15 protein-coding genes are annotated in these 16,822 nt (G+C 72.9%); 7 read left to right on the top strand and 8 right to left on the bottom strand.

Going from position 1 to position 16,822, the window contains the following annotated elements; genetic code table 11:
* Positions 1-9 precede the first annotated feature (9 nt).
* Positions 10-2,529: a valine--tRNA ligase gene (gene valS / locus LO762_RS22650; RefSeq protein WP_230617869.1), complete on the bottom strand. Its 2,520-nt coding sequence runs from the start codon at positions 2,527-2,529 to the stop codon at positions 10-12.
* Positions 2,530-2,670: 141 nt separating this feature from the next.
* Here valS and LO762_RS22645 point away from each other — a divergent pair, with 141 nt between their 5' ends.
* Positions 2,671-2,958 carry a DUF4235 domain-containing protein gene (locus tag LO762_RS22645; RefSeq protein WP_230617868.1) on the top strand — a complete coding sequence of 96 codons (288 nt, stop codon included), beginning with the start codon at positions 2,671-2,673 and terminating at the stop codon, positions 2,956-2,958.
* Between the two features lie 81 nt (positions 2,959-3,039).
* On the opposite strand, the gene LO762_RS22640 is transcribed toward LO762_RS22645, so the two are convergent.
* Complete coding sequence (locus LO762_RS22640) at positions 3,040-3,879, bottom strand: hypothetical protein (RefSeq protein WP_230617867.1); 840 nt, start codon at positions 3,877-3,879, stop codon at positions 3,040-3,042.
* A 64-nt stretch (positions 3,880-3,943) separates the two neighbouring features.
* Positions 3,944-4,240: a DUF4193 domain-containing protein gene (locus LO762_RS22635; RefSeq protein WP_123668390.1), complete on the bottom strand. Its 297-nt coding sequence runs from the start codon at positions 4,238-4,240 to the stop codon at positions 3,944-3,946.
* Positions 4,241-4,836: 596 nt separating this feature from the next.
* On the opposite strand from LO762_RS22635, the gene LO762_RS22630 reads away from it, so the two are divergent.
* Together LO762_RS22630 and LO762_RS22625 are read left to right on the top strand one after the other, a co-directional pair.
* The gene (locus LO762_RS22630; protein WP_230617866.1) at positions 4,837-6,711 is read left to right on the top strand and encodes a serine/threonine-protein kinase; all 1,875 of its coding nucleotides are present in this window, start codon (positions 4,837-4,839) and stop codon (positions 6,709-6,711) included.
* Between the two features lie 45 nt (positions 6,712-6,756).
* The gene (locus LO762_RS22625) at positions 6,757-7,428 is read left to right on the top strand and encodes a hypothetical protein (RefSeq protein ID WP_230617865.1); all 672 of its coding nucleotides are present in this window, start codon (positions 6,757-6,759) and stop codon (positions 7,426-7,428) included.
* 88 nt (positions 7,429-7,516) lie between these two features.
* Here LO762_RS22625 and LO762_RS22620 read toward each other — a convergent pair whose 3' ends face one another.
* Both LO762_RS22620 and LO762_RS22615 read right to left on the bottom strand, forming a co-directional pair.
* Positions 7,517-8,698, bottom strand: coding sequence for a cell wall metabolism sensor histidine kinase WalK (locus tag LO762_RS22620; protein ID WP_230617864.1), 1,182 nt, complete (start codon positions 8,696-8,698; stop codon positions 7,517-7,519).
* A complete protein-coding gene (locus LO762_RS22615) occupies positions 8,695-9,348 on the bottom strand; it encodes a response regulator transcription factor (protein WP_230617863.1) in 654 nt (217 codons plus the stop codon). The genes LO762_RS22620 and LO762_RS22615 overlap by 4 nt, the downstream gene beginning before the upstream one ends.
* 178 nt (positions 9,349-9,526) lie before the next feature.
* On the opposite strand from LO762_RS22615, the gene LO762_RS22610 reads away from it, so the two are divergent.
* On the top strand, positions 9,527-9,688 hold the full coding sequence (locus LO762_RS22610; RefSeq protein WP_230617862.1) for a hypothetical protein: 162 nt from the start codon (positions 9,527-9,529) through the stop codon (positions 9,686-9,688).
* 3 nt (positions 9,689-9,691) lie between these two features.
* On the opposite strand, the gene LO762_RS22605 is transcribed toward LO762_RS22610, so the two are convergent.
* From LO762_RS22605 to LO762_RS22595, 3 genes are read right to left on the bottom strand one after another with little or no spacing between them, the layout of a single operon-like run.
* A complete protein-coding gene (locus tag LO762_RS22605) occupies positions 9,692-10,537 on the bottom strand; it encodes an inositol monophosphatase family protein (protein ID WP_374201588.1) in 846 nt (281 codons plus the stop codon).
* 10 nt (positions 10,538-10,547) lie between these two features.
* The gene (gene hemH / locus LO762_RS22600; RefSeq protein WP_230617861.1) at positions 10,548-11,429 is read right to left on the bottom strand and encodes a ferrochelatase; all 882 of its coding nucleotides are present in this window, start codon (positions 11,427-11,429) and stop codon (positions 10,548-10,550) included.
* 10 nt (positions 11,430-11,439) lie between these two features.
* Positions 11,440-12,531, bottom strand: a complete 1,092-nt coding sequence (locus tag LO762_RS22595; RefSeq protein ID WP_230617860.1) for a lytic transglycosylase domain-containing protein — start codon at positions 12,529-12,531, stop codon at positions 11,440-11,442.
* A 79-nt stretch (positions 12,532-12,610) separates the two neighbouring features.
* Here LO762_RS22595 and LO762_RS22590 point away from each other — a divergent pair, with 79 nt between their 5' ends.
* The 3 genes from LO762_RS22590 (at position 12,611) to sepH (ending at position 16,804) form a co-directional block, all read left to right on the top strand.
* Entirely contained in the window at positions 12,611-13,816 is a 1,206-nt protein-coding gene (locus LO762_RS22590; protein ID WP_230617859.1) for an MFS transporter, read from the top strand.
* Between the two features lie 23 nt (positions 13,817-13,839).
* Entirely contained in the window at positions 13,840-15,141 is a 1,302-nt protein-coding gene (locus LO762_RS22585) for a D-arabinono-1,4-lactone oxidase (RefSeq protein ID WP_230617858.1), read from the top strand.
* Between the two features lie 337 nt (positions 15,142-15,478).
* Positions 15,479-16,804 carry a septation protein SepH gene (gene sepH, locus LO762_RS22580; RefSeq protein WP_230617857.1) on the top strand — a complete coding sequence of 442 codons (1,326 nt, stop codon included), beginning with the start codon at positions 15,479-15,481 and terminating at the stop codon, positions 16,802-16,804.
* Positions 16,805-16,822 lie beyond the last annotated feature (18 nt).

Genomic DNA, 16,822 nt, shown 5'->3' with positions numbered 1-16,822 from the left:
CTGTGCGGCTCAGGCGAGGGTGACGTCGGCGCGCACGCCCTCGCCGTCGGCGTCCGCCGCGACGGACACCTCCACCACGACGCCCGCCGCCCGCAGGTCGGACAGCGCGACGAGCCCGGCGTCGGGCCCGCGCAGCACCACGCCCGCGACCTCCGCGCGCATCGACACCCCGGCCGTGGACTTGGCCTTGCGGACCTGCGACAGCGCGTCGGCCGTCGCGACGAGCACCCGGACGTCGCCGTCCCCCACGACCGGCTCCGGCCACGCCGCGCGGTGCACCGAGCCGTCCCGCCACCACGACCAGACCTCTTCGGTGGCGAACGGCAGGAACGGCGCGAACAGCCGCAGCAGCACGTCGAGCGCGCCGCGCAGGGCCGCCCGCGCCGCCTCCGCGCCCGCGCCCTCGCCGTAGGCGCGCTGCTTCACCAGCTCCAGGTAGTCGTCGCAGAACCGCCAGAAGAACCGCTCGGTGACGGTCAGGGCGCGCGTGTAGTCGTAACCCTCGAACGCCTCGGTGGCCTCCGCGACGACCTCCGCCAGCCCGGCCAGCATCGCCTCGTCCAGCGGCTCCAGCGCGGCGTCGGCGGTGGCGGGGGCCGCGCCGGGCAGCCCCAGAACAAACTTGGCGGCGTTGAGGATCTTGGTGGCGAGCCTGCGGCCGACCTTGATCTGCGCCGTCTCGAACGCGGTGTCCGTGCCGGGCCGCCCGTTGGCGGCCCAGTACCGGACGGCGTCGGAGCCGTACTGCTGGAGCAGGCCGAGCGGCGTGACGACGTTGCCGAGCGACTTGGACATCTTCTTGCGGTCGGGGTCGAGGATCCAGCCGGACAGCGCGGCGTTCGTCCACGGCAGCGTCCCGAACTCCAGCTCGCTGCGCACCACGGTGGAGAACAGCCAGGTCCGGATGATGTCGTGGGCCTGCGGCCGGAGGTCGAAGGGGAAGACGCGGCCGAACAGGTCGGGGTCGTCGATCCAGCCGCCCGCGATCTGCGGGGTCAGCGAGGACGTCGCCCACGTGTCGAAGATATCCGGGTCTGCCATAAAACCGCCGGGCACGCCGCGCTGCTCCTCGGTGTACCCCTTCGGCACGTCCGTCGAGGGATCGACCGGAAGGTCGGATTCCGCCGGGACGAGCGGTGTCGCGTGGCGCGGCGCGCCGTGCTCGTCCAGCGGGTACCAGACGGGGATCGGCACCCCGAAGAACCGCTGCCGGGAGACGAGCCAGTCGCCGTTCAGCCCCTCGACCCAGTTCTCGTACCTGGCCCGCATGTACTCCGGATGCCAGGAGATCTCCCGGCCCGCCGCGACGAACCTCGCGCGCAGCGCCTCGTCCCGGCCGCCGTTGCGCAGGTACCACTGCCGCGTCGTGACGATCTCCAGCGGCTTGCTTCCCTTCTCGTAGAAGCTCACCGGCCGGGTGACGGGCTTGGGGTCGCCGTCCAGCTCCCCCGTGGCCCGCAGCATCTCCACGACGCGCTCCCGCGCGCCGTGCGCCGTCCGGCCCGCCAGCTCCGCGTACGGGGCCGCGGGGACGCCCTCGGGCGGCTCCGGCGCGATCCTGCCGTCCCTGCCGACGACCGCGCGGATCGGCAGGTCGAGTTCACGCCACCAGACCACGTCGGTGGTGTCGCCGAAGGTGCAGACCATGACAAGGCCGGAGCCCTTCTCCGGGTCGGCCAGCTTGTGCGCGAGGACCGGCACCTCGACGTCGAACAGCGGCGTGCGCGCGTGCCGCCCGAACAGCGCCCGGTACCTGGCGTCGTCGGGGTGCGCGACGAGCGCGACGCACGCGGGCAGCAGCTCCGGCCGCGTCGTCTCGACGTGCACCGGGCCGTCCGGCCCCTGGAACACGAGCCGGTGGAAGGCGCCCGGCTGCTCCCGGTTCTCCAGCTCGGCCTGCGCGACGGCGGTGCGGAACGTGACGTCCCACAGCGTCGGCGCCTCCGACAGGTACGCCTCGCCGCGCGCCAGATTGCGCAGGAAGGCCCGCTGGGACGCGGCCCTGGCCCGCTCCCCGATCGTGGTGTAGAGCAGGCTCCAGTCGACCGACAGGCCCACCCGGCGCCACAGCTCCTCGAACGCCTTCTCGTCCACCTCGGTGAGCCGCTCGCACAGCTCGATGAAGTTCCGGCGGCTCACCGGGACCTGGTTCCCGCCCGGCTTGGCGGGCGGCTGATACGCCGGGTCGTAGGGCAGCGACGGGTCACAGCGGACGCCGAAGTGGTTCTGCACCCGCCGCTCGGTCGGTAGGCCGTTGTCGTCCCACCCGATCGGGTAGAAGACCGACCTGCCCCGCATCCGCTGGTACCGCGCGACGGCGTCGGTGTGCGTGTAGGAGAACACGTGCCCGATGTGCAGGGACCCGCTGACCGTCGGCGGCGGCGTGTCGATCGCGTAGACGTCGGCGCGCTCACGCGTCCGGTCGAAGGCGTAGACGCCCTCGCGCGCCCAGACGGCCACCCACTTGTCCTCCAGGCCGTCAAGGGTGGCCTTCTCCGGGATCAGGGGTGTGCTGCGCGTCTGGGTCATCCGCCAAGGATAGGGACCGGGGGCAGGCGGAGCCCTGGATTTTCCTCCGGCGTCGTCCCTTCGACGGCGGGGGCGGGGGCCGTGGCGCGGTAGCGTCGGTGGGGCGGCGGACGCGCCGCACGGAGCGAGGAAGGGGCGACGATGGCGCAGAAGCCCGACGTCGGCTGGAAGGTCTTCGCCGGCATCGCAGGGATGGCCGGCGGTTTTGTCGCGCGCAAGTCGCTGGAGCTTGCCTGGCAGAAGGGCACGGGCCGCAAGCCCCCGGTGAGCCCGGAGTCCCCGGACGTCAGCCTCGCCGAGGCGCTCGGCTGGGCCGTCCTCATCGGGGTCGGCATGGAGGTCAGCCGGGTGCTGGTGACCCGGCTGGCGGTCAAGCAGTGGCAGGCCACCACCGGGACGCTGCCCGCGCACCTGCTCCCACCGGAGTGATCTCGGCGCCGCGGTGAGCGGGGGGCGGGACGGGCCCACCGTCCCGCCTCCGCCCCGCCTCCGCCCCGCGGGCGCGGTGCCCTAGGTCGGCGGGGGGCTGGGCGGCGGCAGCAGCGGCAGGTGGTGCCCGGGGTGCGGTTCGTGCGCGATGCCGCGCGCCAGGGTGCCGTAGCGGCTCAGGTCGTCCCTGACCTTCTCGGCGAGCTTCTTGGTGGCCGCCCGGTTGAGCGACCCGCCCGCCAGCGCCCCGGTCAGGAGCGGGCCGAGGGTCGTCATGTGGCGGCCCAGCGTCCGCATCATCCGTTTGCGCAGCGCCGCCTTGGCCGCGCTGCCGAGCCCGACGCTGAGCGATCCGGACTCCAGCGGGTTGACCCCGCGCTGCCGCGCCCACGCCACCGCGTACACCATGGTCCGTTCCGCGGCGCCGCCCTGCACCTGGACCCCGTACACCTCGTGCAGCTCGGCGATGAGCTTGGTCTCGATGGCCGCGACCACGAGGGTCTCGGCGACGATCTGGGCGGGCGCCGTCAGCAGCAGCGGCGGCGCCGTGAACTGCACGGCCGCGAGCGCGCCTCCCGCCGCCCCCACCGCCGTCGTCCGGTTCACCGCGCCGCGCACCAGGTCGTCGGCGAGGGCCTCCAGGGTGAGGCCCGGATGGTGCGCGCGCAGCGTCTCCAGATCCCTGACCGGGATCCGGGGGACGATGCCGGTGAAGAGGTCGGCGAGCCACTTCCCACCCGCCAGGCCCTTGACACCCGCCGCCTTGGCGCTGCCGCCCAGCAACTGGGCGAGCCGACCGATGAGCCGTCCCCTTTCGGACTTGTCCAGCTCCTCCGTGCCGGACAGACGGCCGATCAGCTCGCCGATCTCCTGTTCGTCACTCCCCTGCGGGGACACGGGATGGGCGCCTTCGCTGGTCATCCCGTCCTCTCCTCCCGGATCAGCCAGTTCGCGCGGGTCGGCCGGCCGCCGCTCGGCGGCCGGCTCAGGCGGCGCACTCGGTGCAGACCGGCTCGCCGTTCTTCTCCTTGGCGAGCTGGCTGCGGTGGTGCACCAGGAAGCAGCTACTGCAGGTGAACTCGTCGGCCTGCTTGGGCACGACCTTGAAGGACAGTTCCTCGTTCGAGAGGTCGGCGCCCGGAAGCTCGGCCACCTCACCCGCGTCGAGGTCCTCGTCGATGATGCCCGCCGACTTGTCCGTCCGGCGCGCCTGCAGCTCCTGCAGGCTGTCCTCACCGAGATCGTCGTCGGTCTTGCGTGGGCTGTCGTAGTCGGTTGCCATCTCTCTCCATCCCCCTCTTGGCCCTCCGGGCTCCTACCCGGCGGCTCCGTGTTCCTCTATATGCACCCCGTCGCGCGGAAGTAACGCGCGGGACGCCGTTCTTGTGCCCGATCCGGGCCGGAAATTCTGTCACGGTTTGCGACTTCTGACACACATGCCGCTACCACCACTCCGGTGACACCGGTCACGATCCGAACAAACAACCAACGGCCCGGGCGCCTCCCCGCCCGGCCACCGCCCGGAAGAACGGCCGACGACCGCGGATCGTCCCCGCTGGCCGCGCCACCGCGGGCGGGATCATACCTGGGAAGAACGGATCCATGAGTCATGACGTGACCATCAACGGGGAAAAACTCCCCGAGAATCACCGTATGTGGCGAACAACACCCAGGTTCCGGCCATCGGAAAGGGTGAACGACAGCGCGCACGAAGGCGGCGGGAAACCGGTCCCCGGGCTCCCGAGGGCCCTTACCCCGACAAAGGTCACGCAACCACGCGAAGACCAGAACCGCGGAGAGATCTCAAACGTCAGACTCACGCGATATCGTCGCCGCCTGAAGACGCGCGAGGACTGAACTGACCTGGGAAGGGGTCGCATGGCGAAGAACGCTCCGCTGGAGCAGGGTGACCCGACCACGCTCGGTTCCTACGAGGTGATCGGCCGCCTTGGCGTGGGCGGGCAGGGCGCCGTCTACCTGGGTCGCACCAAGGACGGCCAGCTGGTCGCGATCAAACTGCTGCACGCCCAGATGAACGCCGACCCACAGGCCCGCGCCCGGTTCGTCCGGGAGGTCGCGGCCGCCCAGAAGGTCGAGCCGTTCTGCACTGCCCGGATCATCGAGGCGCACGTCGACGGGGACACGCCCTACGTCGTCAGCGAGTTCATCGACGGTCCGTCCCTGTACGAACTGGTCGCCACCGGCGGGCCGCGCCCGCCGCAGGAGCTGCGGCTGCTGGCGATCGGCATGCTCACCGCGCTCGCGGCGATCCACGAGGTCGGCATCGTCCACCGCGACTTCAAACCCAACAACGTGCTCATCGCCGCCGACGGCCCCCGCGTCGTCGACTTCGGCATCGCCCGCACCGTCAACTCCCAGGAGAGCGCGGTCACCGCGACCGGCATGGTCGTCGGCACCCCCGGCTACCTGGCGCCCGAGCAGCTCACCGGCGCGCCGCTCCAGGCCGCCGTGGACGTCTTCGCGTTCGGCGCCACCATGGTGTTCGCCGCCACCGGCCGGTCCCCCTTCGAGGCCGACACACTGCCGGTGATCATCAACCGGATCCTCAACGAGGAGCCCGACCTGTCGGCGCTGCCCCCCGAGCTGCGCCCGCTCATCGGCCGCTGCCTCGCCAAGGAGGCGAGCCACCGCCCGTCCGCCCTGGAGGCGCTGCTGGAGCTGGTGCCGCAGTCCGGCGCCGCGGCCGCCGCCGACACCGCGGGCCGGCGCGAGGAACTGCTCAACCAGGGCACCCGGATCGCGGCCCAGCTACCCGCACCGCCGCCGCCCCGCACGCCCACCCCCGCGCCGTTCGCCTCGCCCGCCCAGCCGTACGCGGCCACGTCCGGCCCCGGCCAGCAGCCCTACCCGCCGCAGCCGGGCGCGCTCAGCGCCCAGCCGTTCCAGCAGGGCCCGCCGCCCGGCCAGCCGACGCCGCCGCCGTTCCAGCAGTCGGGCTTCCAGCCCGGCCTCCAGCAGGGGCCGCCGCAGCCGGGGCCCTACCCGCCGCAGCACCAGCCCCAGCACCAGCCGCAGTTCGCGCCGCCCACCCCGCCGCCGTTCGGCCACTCCCAGCCGCCGTTCCACGCCGGGCAGCCGGGCCCGACGGGCGCCCCGCTGATCTACGGCACCGCGCCGCCGCGCAAGTCCAACGGCGGGCTCATCGCCGCGATCGCGGGCGGCGTCGTGCTCATCCTGGTGCTGATCATCGCGATCGGCATCGCCGCGCTGCCGGACAAGAAGGACCCGGTCGTCGTGCTGCCGACCCCGACCGGCACCGTCGAGCTCCCGCCGCCGCCGATCCCGTCGTCGAGCCCCAGCACCAGCACGGGCAGCAGGCCCGACTGCGGCCAGGAGGGCGACACCGCCTTCTGCGAGGACTACGCGGGCACCTGGACGGGCACCGTCACCCAGGTGAAGCCGAAGACCGCGCGCTACAACGTCAGGGTCACCCTGGCCGACGGCTCCCCCACCGGCCAGATCGAGTACAGCAACGGCCCCGACGACACCTCCACCTGGTCCTGCTCCGGCACGGTGACCTTCCTGCACCACACCCCCGGCTCCCCCTGGAAGTCGGTGGCCCGCGAGGAGATCACCCAGAAGAACAACGCGACGTGCCCCGACGTGACGTACAACGAGTTCTTCCCCAAGAGCAACGGCACGGAGATGTTCATCACCAACTTCTCCACCCAGGAGGCGGCCGACGCGGGGCGCAACGACTACAGCTTCATCGGCACCCTCGTCCGCCAGTAGGCGGCTGCTTCGACCCCCAGTCCCCCGCCATCCGAAGGACAGCGCGTGTACCCTCCGCCCGCTGGACAGCCCCCCTACGGCGGCCCTCCCGGCCCGCCGCCCCCGTTCGTCCCCGGCCCTCCGCCTCGGCGGGGGGCCTCCTCCGCCCTGATCGCGCTCGCCGCGATCGGGGCGCTCGTCCTTGTCCTCGTCGCGGTCCTCGTCGTCGTCCTCGTCCGCGACAACGGCCCGAAGCCGGGACCCGGCACCGCCACGCCGGGGCCGGGAACCACCGCGCAGCCGCCCGCGGCGGGCGGCGGGTTCCCCGCCGCCTACGCCGGGACGTGGACGGGCCCCGTGATCCAGATCAAGCCGTCCTCGGTGCGCTTCCGGATGACCATCGTCATCGAGGAGGGCGCGACGACGGGCAGGATCACCGCGACCAACGACCCGACCAGCGACAGCGTCGGGCCGTTCACGTGCAGCGGCACGATCAGCTACCTGCACCCGACGCCCCGGTGGAACTTCAAGACAGTCGTCCTGGAGACGATCACCGTGGAGACCGGCGCGGACTGCGACGCCATCTCCTACTCCACGCTGTTCCCCCGGCCGGACAACAACGGCGGCTCGGGCGACGGCATGTACTACAAGAACTACTTCAGCCAGTCGGCCGCCGACGCCGACCAGGACCACAACGCGATCGGGGAGCTGAAGCGCCAGTCCGGCGCGACGGCCTGAGCTGTGCTCACTGGCCTCGGGGGCGCTTTTCAGGTCCCGACTTCGTCGGGAGCGCCCCCGAGGCGGTGCTCTCTGGCCTCGGGGCGTGTCACTTGGTGGCGGGCGGGGGCGGCTGGAACGGGAGCCGCACCGTGACGATGAGGCCGCCGCCGGGCCGGGGGCTGGCCACGACCGAGCCGCGGTGCGCCGTCACCACCGAGCGGACGATGGACAGGCCGAGCCCCGCGCCCTTGGCCGACTCGATCCTGTCGTTGTGGAGCCTGCGGAACGGTTCGAAGAGCCTGTCGATCTCGTAGGCGGGGATCGCCTGGCCCGAGTTCTCCACCTGGACCGCCGCGAACCCGTCGAGCACGCCGGTCCTCAGGTAGACCTCACCGCCTTCGACGTTGTGCTTCAGCGCGTTGTCCACGAGGTTGTGCACGAGGTGTTCCAGCAGCACCGGGTCCCCGACCGTCACGGCGGACGTCAGCTCGGTGTGCAGGGTGACGTCGGCGCGCTCGTCGTCGGGCCGCTTGCGCACCGAGTCCAGCACCGTCTCGGTGACCTCCCTGAGGTCCACGGACTTGCGGGTCGTCAGCTCGCGCTCGCTGCGCGCCAGCAGCAGCAGCCCCTCGATGAGCCGCTCGTGCCGGGCGTTGGTGGCCAGCAGCGTCCGGCCGACGGTGACGAGGTCGGGCGAGACGTCCGGGTCGGTGAGCGCGACCTCCAGCAGCGTCCGGTTGATCGCCAGCGGCGTGCGCAGCTCGTGCGAGGCGTTCGCGACGAACCGGCGCTGGGAGTCGAACGCCTCGCTGAGCCGCGCCAGCATCGCGTCGAACGTGTCGGCCAGCTCCTTGATCTCGTCCTCGGGGCCCTCCAGCGCGATCCGCTCGTGGAGGGTGCTCTCCGACAGGCGCTGCGCCGCCGAGGTGATCTCGTGCAGCGGCGCGAGCGCCCGGTCGGCCACGATGTAACCGAGCACGAGCGCGAGCAGGCCGACCCCGGCGAGCGCGAACACCATCCGTTTGACGAGCTGCGCCAGCATGTTCTGCCGCAGGTCGTCCACCTCGGCGACGATCGTGGGGAACCCGCCGGGCGCGCGGTAGGTGAGCTGCTCGCCGGGCGGCAGCACGTCGCTGAAGGACTGCCCGACGAACACGTACGTGACGAGCATCAGGAGACAGCCCGCGAAGAAGAACAGCGCGCCGTACAGCAGGGTGAGGCGGAGCCTGACGCTGACCCGGCGCGGTAGCTGCCGCAGGTCCTTGAAGAGGGTCTTCGGCGACGTCACAGCCGGTACCCCACGCCCGGCACCGTCTCGATCACGGGCGGGTCGCCCAGCTTCTTGCGCAGCGTCATCATGGTGACCCGCACCACGTTGGTGAACGGGTCGATGTGCTCGTCCCACGCCTTCTCCAGCAGCTGCTCGGAGCTGACCACAACACCTTCGGCGGCCATGAGGACCTCAAGGACGGCGAACTCCTTGCGGGTCAGCTCGACCGGCCGCCCCTCGCGGGTCACCGTGAACCGGTTGGGGTCGAGTTCGATGCCCGCGCGCGCCAGCACCGGCGGCAGCGGCGCGGCCACCCGGCGGCCCAGCGCGCGGACCCGGGCGATGAGCTCCTTGAACGCGAACGGTTTGGCGAGGTAGTCGTCGGCGCCGAGGTTCAGCCCGGCCACCTTGTCCTCCAGCTCACCCGCCGCCGTCAGCATGAGGATGCGCGCGCCGTAGCGGCGCGCGACGAGGGTGCGGCACACCTCGTCGCCGTGCACCTTGGGCAGGTCGCGGTCCAGGATGACGACGTCGTACTCGTTGACCATGGCCCGCTCCAGCGCGCCCGCGCCGTCGTAGGCGATGTCCACGGCCATCGCCTCGCGGCGCAGGCCCGTGGCGATCGCGTCGGCCATCACCCGCTCGTCCTCGACCACGAGTACCCGCATCGCGACCCCCCTCTTCCGATTGCTTCCGACTGCTGAAGACGTTCTCCGTTATGCCACAGGACCGGTAAGTGACCGGTAAGCGACGACCAGGCGTCGTGCGCTGAAATTCTCTTGAGGTAAAGGTTTAGACCGGTCCGGGCCACGGGTAAGGCTGTTCTGACCCGGAAGGACCATGCCCATGCGCGAGCTCAACGAGACCATCCAGCAGCGGCTCAAGGAGGCTTACGCCTCGCTCCAGGCGGCCACCAGGGACGGCGACACCTATCTCGCGGATCTCCGGCAGTCGGAGATCGACGAGCTGCGGCGGATCGCCGACAACCACGATCTTCCGACGCGTTGACCGCTAGTCCCTCGCGGGGTCGAGCGGCGCCAGCAGATCGTGCAGCGGGCCGAACAGGTCGGCACCGGCGGCGATCGTCAGCTCGTTCCCCGCGGGGACGCCCCCCAGCCCTTCCACCCTTCCCCCCGCCTCGGTGACGAGCAGCCGTCCCGCGGCGATGTCCCACGCCTGCACCCCGCGCTCGTAGTAGCCGTCCACCCTTCCGGCGGCCACCATGCACAGGTCGATGGCGGCCGCCCCGTTACGCCGGATGTCCCGCACGTTCGGGAGCACCCCGGCGAGCACCCGCGCCTGGGCGGCGCGGCGCTCGGGCGCGTACCCGAAGCCGGTCGCGACGAGGGCGCGGCCCAGCGGCACGTCCGTCGAGCAGCGCACCCGCTCGCCGTTGAGGTGGGCGCCGCCGCCGAGCGTCGCGGTGAACGTCCAGCCCCGGCGCGGCACCTCCACAACGGCGGCGACGGGCCGGCCGGCCACCTCCGCGGCGATGCTCACCGCCCAGTCGGGCAGGTCGTACAGGTAGTTGACGGTGCCGTCGATCGGGTCCACCACCCAGCGCACGCCGGTGGTGCCGCTCGTCACGCCCTCCTCCTCGCCGAGGAACGCGTCGCCGGGCCGGGCCGCGCCGATCCGCTCGCGGATGAGCCGTTCGGCGGCCTGGTCCATCTGGGTCACCACGTCGGTGGCGCTGGACTTGGTCGCCACCACGTCGGGGCCGCCCGCCGGGCGCTTGTCGATGAGCATCCGGCCCGTCTCCCGGGCGGTGGCGACGGCGAGGTCGAGCAGCGCTGTGTAGTCGCTTGATGCGGAGTCGCTCGTGGCAGAGTCGCTTGAACCAGAGTCGCTGGTCACTGGGTACCTTTCAGGGCTTGGCGTGCCGCGCGTACAGGTCGCGGGCGAGCGGGGCGAGCGCGGTGCCCGGCGTCGCCGCCCGCACCAGCCGGACGCCGAGGTCGGCGGCGCGGTCGCGGGCCTCCACGTCGAGGTCGAACAGGACCTCCATGTGGTCGGAGACGAACCCGATGGGCACCAGCGCCACGGCGTCCGTGCCGTCGGAGGCGAGCTTGGCGAGGTGGTCGAGGACGTCGGGCTCCAGCCACGGCTGGGAGGGCGGCCCGCTGCGGCTCTGGTAGACGAGGTCGAAGCCTCCCCGGGCGCCGCTGGCGGCGTGCACCCTGCGCGCGACCTCGTGTAGTTCGGCCTCGTAGTCGGGGCGTCCGGGCTGGGCCAGCGGGACACTGTGCGCGGTGAAGACGAGCCGGGCGCCGGGCAGTTCCGCCAGCGCCGCCTTCGCCGCCTCGGTGAACGCGCCGACAAAGCCGGGCTCCAGGCAGTAGGGCGGGATCTTGGTGATCTCGGGCGCGCCGGGCACGGCGGCGACGGCGCGGTCGAGGTCCTCCTGGTACTGGCCGGAGGAGGAGTAGCCGCTGTAGGCGGAGGTGACGAACGCGGTGGCACGGGTGACGCCGTCGGCGGCCATCTCGGCGACGGTGTCGGTGAGGAACGGCGCCCAGTTCCGGTTGCCCCAGTAGACGGGGACGTCCACCAGCCTCTCCAGCTCGGCCTTGAGCGCCCGGCAGTGGCCGTTGATCGGGCTGACCCCGCCGAAGTGGTGGTAGTGCTCGGCGACCTCCGCCAGACGCGCGCGCGGCACGTTCCGGCCCCTCGTGACGTTCTCCAGGAAGGGCATGACGTCGTCGGGGCCCTCGGGGCCGCCGAAGGAGACCAGCAGCAGCGCGTCCATGCCGGCAAGCCTATGAGAACTGGCGGGCGTAGGCGTCCGCGAGGGCGAGCACCTTGCGGACGTACCAGTCGGCGTGGTTGTAGGCGAAGACCGCCTTGTAGAGGTCCCGCTGGGCCCCGGAGGCGCACAGGTAGTTGGCCGCCGAGGGGATGGCGTCGAAGGGGTTCATGATGTCGGCGGTGCCGTCGCCGTCCCCGTCCACGCCGTAGCTCTTCCAGGTGGCGGGCATGAACTGCATCGGGCCGAGCGCGCCCGCGCTGGACGGGCCGACGTTGCGCCCGTGGTCGCTCTCCACCTGGCCGATCGCGGCGAGCACCGTCCAGGACAGGCCGGGGCAGGTCGTCGCGGCGCGCTTGTACAGGTCGAGGTAGTTGCCTGCGGTGCTCCCCTTGCCTGACGTGTGCAGGTTCACCACGGTGGCGCCCTTGCCCAGGATCGTCTTGACCTTGGCGACGAGTTCCGCGGGCGGCATCCCGGGCGCGTTCACCAGGAGGGCGACGTCCGGGACGAGCCCCATGGCGGCGCCGGTCTCCTCGTTCACCAGGAGGTCCACGTCGGGCAGGCCGAGGGGGGCGGTGCCGCCCAGGACGACCTCGGGCGACTGCCGTCCGGTGATCCGGTAGGCCGCGCCGAGGGACAGCCCGAGGTCCTTCGCGCGGGCCGAGGAGGCGACGAACCTGCCGTCCGCCAGAGCCGTCCACAGGCCCTGGGTGCGCGCGGTGACGGGCGGGGTCCACGCCCGGAAGTCCGAGGGGTCCACGGCGAGCACGTTGACGCGCTCGCCCTGGAGGGTGACCGCGCCGCCGTCCACCGCGACGACGTCGGCGACCTTGCCCAGCGCCCTGATCCGCCTGGCCTTGGCCGGATCGATCCCCGCCGCCACGATGGCCAGCACGTCCGGCACGACGACCCGCTTGAGCGGCGCCACACGCTGCGCCACGGGCACCGGGTCGGCGCCGGTCGCCGGGGGCGCGGCGGCGCCTCCGGGGCCGTCCTGGACGGGCTCGGGGGCGCCCAGGCGGACGGCGAGCCACACGGCGGCGGCGGTCACCGCGAGGACCGCCACGGCGGCCGCCGTGGTCACCAGCCGATCTCTGCGCACCGCGCCAGGCTAGCGGGCGAGCCGCCTTCCCCGGCGTTTTCGGACGACCGGTACGGTTGCCGATTCGGGGGTGAATTCGATGGCGAATCCGTACCGGGCCCTGTTCGCCGAGCCCGGCGCGCGATCGTTCGTGCCCGCCGGCCTGGTGGGCCGGATGGCGATGTCGATGCTGGGGATCGGCATCGTCCTCATGGTCACCGGGACGCACGGCGGGTACGCGCTCGCCGGGGCGGTCGCGGCGACGACACAGGTGGCCTACGCGGTCGTCTCGCCGCTCGTCGCCCGGCTGGTGGACCGGCACGGGCAGCGCCGCGTCCTCGTCCCGCTGGTGACGGCGAACGCGGCGGCGATGGCGGCGCTGATCCTGTGCGCGGAGTTGGGCGCGCCGTCCTGGACGCTGTTCCCCGCAGGCATCCTCGTGGGCGTCACGTCGCCTTCGATGGGGGCGCTGGTGCGGGCCCGCTGGTCGCATCTGCTGGCGCCGCCCGGCAAGCCGCCGTTGCACACCGCGTTCGCGCTGGAGTCGGTGCTCGACGAGATCGTCTTCATCACCGGCCCGACCCTCGCCACGCTGCTGGCGACGGCCGTGACGCCGTCCGGCGGGCTCGTCGCGGCGGGCCTGTTCACCCTCGTGGGCGGCCTGGCGTTCGCCGCGCAGTGGCGTAGCCAGCCGCCGCCCTCCCCCGCCCGGCGCGGCGGCCGGGCCGCCCTGGTCTACCGGGGCATGCCGGGGATGGCGCTGGTGTTCCTGCTGCTCGGCGTGGTGTTCGGCGCGGTCGAGGTGAGCGCCATCGCCTTCGCCGACGAGGAGGGCCACAAGGCGCTGGCGGGCGTCCTGCTCGCGTGCTTCGCGGCGGGCAGCGGCGTGGCGGGCCTCTGGTACGGGGCGCGGACCTGGACGTGGCCGCTGGCCCGCCGCTTCCGGCTCGGGCTCCTGCTGTTCGCGCTCGGCCTCGTGCCGATCGCGCTGATCAAGAGCCTGCCGCTCATGATGGTGGTGATCTTCTTCTCCGGCCTGGCGATCTCGCCGACGATCATCCCGGCGTACGAGGTGCTGGAGCGCCTGGTGCCGGAGCGGCAGCTCACCGAGGGGCTGACGTGGGCGTCCACCGCGGTGGGCCTGGGCGTCGCGGGCGGTGTGTCGGCGGCCGGGGCGCTCATCGACGCGCGCGGCTCGGGCGCGGCGTTCGGCTTCGCGCTCGGTGTGGGGCTGGTGGCCGCCACGCTGGGCCTCCTGGTTTCATCACGGTTGGGCAACGACATCAAACGCGAACTTTATTCATAATCGGTCTCGGCTACCCTCCTCGCATGTCTGCGGAAACCTGGCGCAACTGGGCGGGCAACCACACGTCCGTCCCCGCCCGTGTGGTCACCCCTCGCTCCACCGAGGAGGTCGCCGCCGCCGTGCGCGCCGCCGCCTCGGCCGGCCTCGCGGTCCGGATGCCCGGCACCGGCCACTCGTTCACCGGCGTCGCGCTCACGGACGGCGTCCTGCTGCGCCCGGCCGAGCTGACCGGGGTGCGGTCCATCGACACCGCCACCGGCCTCGTCACCGCGGAGGCGGGCCTGCCCCTGTGGCGGCTCAACCAGCTCCTCGACGAGCACGGCCTCGCCCTCGCCAACATGGGCGACATCCAGGAGCAGACCATCGCCGGGGCCAGCCAGACCGGCACCCACGGCACCGGCCGCGACCACGCCGGCCTCGCCTCCCAGATCGTCGGGCTCGAACTCGTCCTCGCCGACGGGTCCGTCGTCACCTGCTCGCGCGCCGAGCGGCCCGACCTGTTCGACGCCGCCCGCGTCGGCCTCGGCGCCCTCGGCGTCGTCACCGCGATCACCTGGCAGACCGTCCCCGCGTTCCTCCTGCGCGCCCAGGAGGAACCGATGACCTGGGACGAGGTACTCGCCCGCCTGGACGAGCTGGAAGCCGCCAACGACCACTTCGAGTTCTACTGGTTCCCGCACAGCGAGGGCTGCCTCACCAAGCGCAACAACCGCGTCGAGGGCCCGCGCGACCCACTGCCCCGGTTCAAGGCGTGGCTGGACGACGAGTTCCTCTCGAACACCGTCTTCGGCGCCGCCCAGGGCCTCACCCGGCGGTTCCCCGGCACCATCGCGTCCGTCAACGGGATCTCCGCCAAGCTGCTGGGCGCCCGCACCTTCACCGACACCTCCTACAAGGTGTTCACCAGCTCCCGCAGCGTCCGGTTCAAGGAGCAGGAGTACGCGATCCCGCGCGAACACCTGGCCGAGGCGCTGCGCGAGGTCCGCGCCGCCTTCGACAGGCGCGGCTGGCGGATCAGCTTCCCCATCGAGGTCCGCCTCCTGCCCTCCGAGGACGCCTGGCTGTCCATGGCCGAAGGACGCCGCACCGCCTTCATCGCCATCCACGTCTACCACCGCAACGACCACCGGGCGTACTTCGAGGGCGTCGAGGAGATCCTGACGTCGTTCGGCGGCCGTCCGCACTGGGGCAAGATGCACACCCGCGACGCCGCCTACCTCTCCGGCGTCTACCCCCGCTTCGGCGACTTCGCCGAACTGCGCGACGAACTCGACCCCGACCGGCTCTTCCGCAACGCCTACCTGGAGCAGGTCCTCGGATCCTGACGGCCCCGCGCGGCAAAGGAACGCACAAGAAACCAGCGGCGCAGCCCCTGGCGGGCCGCGCACAAGGCATGCTGGCGGGCGGGAGGAGAACAGCTTTGCCCCCGCGACCCGGGTGACACCGCTCACTCGGACACCCGTCGGCACTAGCACACCGGACGAATCGGAGCGACGATGTTCGGACATGCCGGGTACGGTGCTGGCAGCGGGTGCGTCCTTGACGGGACACTTGGAGAACCTCGGGCGGTAGCCCGTGCGGGGAATCCGGGGGAAGGGACGCATGCGCCCGCCGTCACACCAGACGGCGTCAGGGCCGGGGACAAGGCTGGGAAGGACACGCATGCAGGAGCTGCGCCTCGTGGCGGTGAGCGAGGACGGTTCGTACCTCGTGCTGGCCACCGCCGGCCGGGGCACCCGGTTCACCCTGCCGGTGGACGATCGGCTGCGCGCCGCCGTCCGCGGGCACTTCTCCCGACTCGGTCAGTTCGAGATCGAAGTGGAGAGCCCTTTGCGCCCCAAGGAGATCCAGGCCCGCATCCGCGCCGGGGAGACGGCGGAGGAGATCGCCGAGTCCGCAGGCATCCCCGTGGAGCGCGTCCGGTGGTTCGAGGGCCCGGTCCTGCAGGAGCGCGAGTACATGGCGCAGCAGGCGCAGCGCTGCGTCGTGCGCACGCCGGGCGAGCCGACCCCGGGGCCGCCGCTCGGCGAGCTCGTCGAGGAACGCCTCGGCAGGCGCGGCGCCGACCTGGAAGAGGTCACCTGGGACGCCTGGAAGTGCGAGGACAACACCTGGCAGATCCGGCTGTCCTTCTACGACGCCGGGCGCCCGCACGCCGCCGAGTGGAAGTTCGACCCGCGCCGCCGCGCGGTCCGCGCCCTGGACGACGAGGCGTCACGGCTCATCTTCCTCGGTGAGGAGGAGCCGGAGCCGCCCGCCGACACGGTGACGCCGCTGCGCCGTCCCGCCATGAAGATCGTCTCCGACCAGCGCCGCGACCCGCCCGCCGGCCGCCCGGTGCCCGCCCCGTTCAGCCAGCGGCCCGACCTGGACGACGCGCTGCCGTCGCTGCCGACCCCGCCGCTGTCCCCCGAGCCGTTCACGCCCGAGCGGTTCCAACGCGAGATGCGCGCCGCCGAGGTGCCCGACCTCGACGCGCTGAGCGCCCTGCTCGACGCGACGGCCCCGGCCGCGCCCGCGCCGCCCAGCCCGCCCGAGGAGGCGCCCGCGCCCCCGGCCGAGCCCGGGCCCGCCGCGCTCACCCCGGACCGTCCTGAGGCCGCTGAGGACGCTCCGGGGCCCGTCGTCACGCCGCCCGCGCCGCCCGCCGAGCCGGAGCCCGCCGCCGTCGTCGTCACGCCGCCCGCGCCACGGGAGCCCGCCGCCGTGGCCGAGGCCGCGCCGCCCGCCGAGCCCGTCGCGCCGCCCGCGCCCGAGCCGCGCCAGCCCGCCCCGGCCGCCGCCGAGCCGGTGCGGACGCCCGCGCCGGAGCCCGAGCCCGTCCTGCCGCCCGAGCCGGTGAAGCCCAAGCCGCAGCCCGCCCCGGTGCCCGCCGCCACCGCCCCGCCCAAGCCCGAGCCGCGCCCGCGCAAGCGCCCCGCCCGCAACCGGCGCGCCAGCGTGCCGTCCTGGGACGAGATCATGTTCGGCGCCCGCCGCCCCGACTGACCCCACGATCGGGGACGG

The sequence above is a fragment of the Actinocorallia sp. API 0066 genome (assembly GCF_020991275.1).
Lineage (GTDB): Bacteria > Actinomycetota > Actinomycetes > Streptosporangiales > Streptosporangiaceae > Actinocorallia.
Note: the sequence above shows the minus strand (reverse complement) of the source record. Positions and strands in the feature narration are given on the sequence as shown.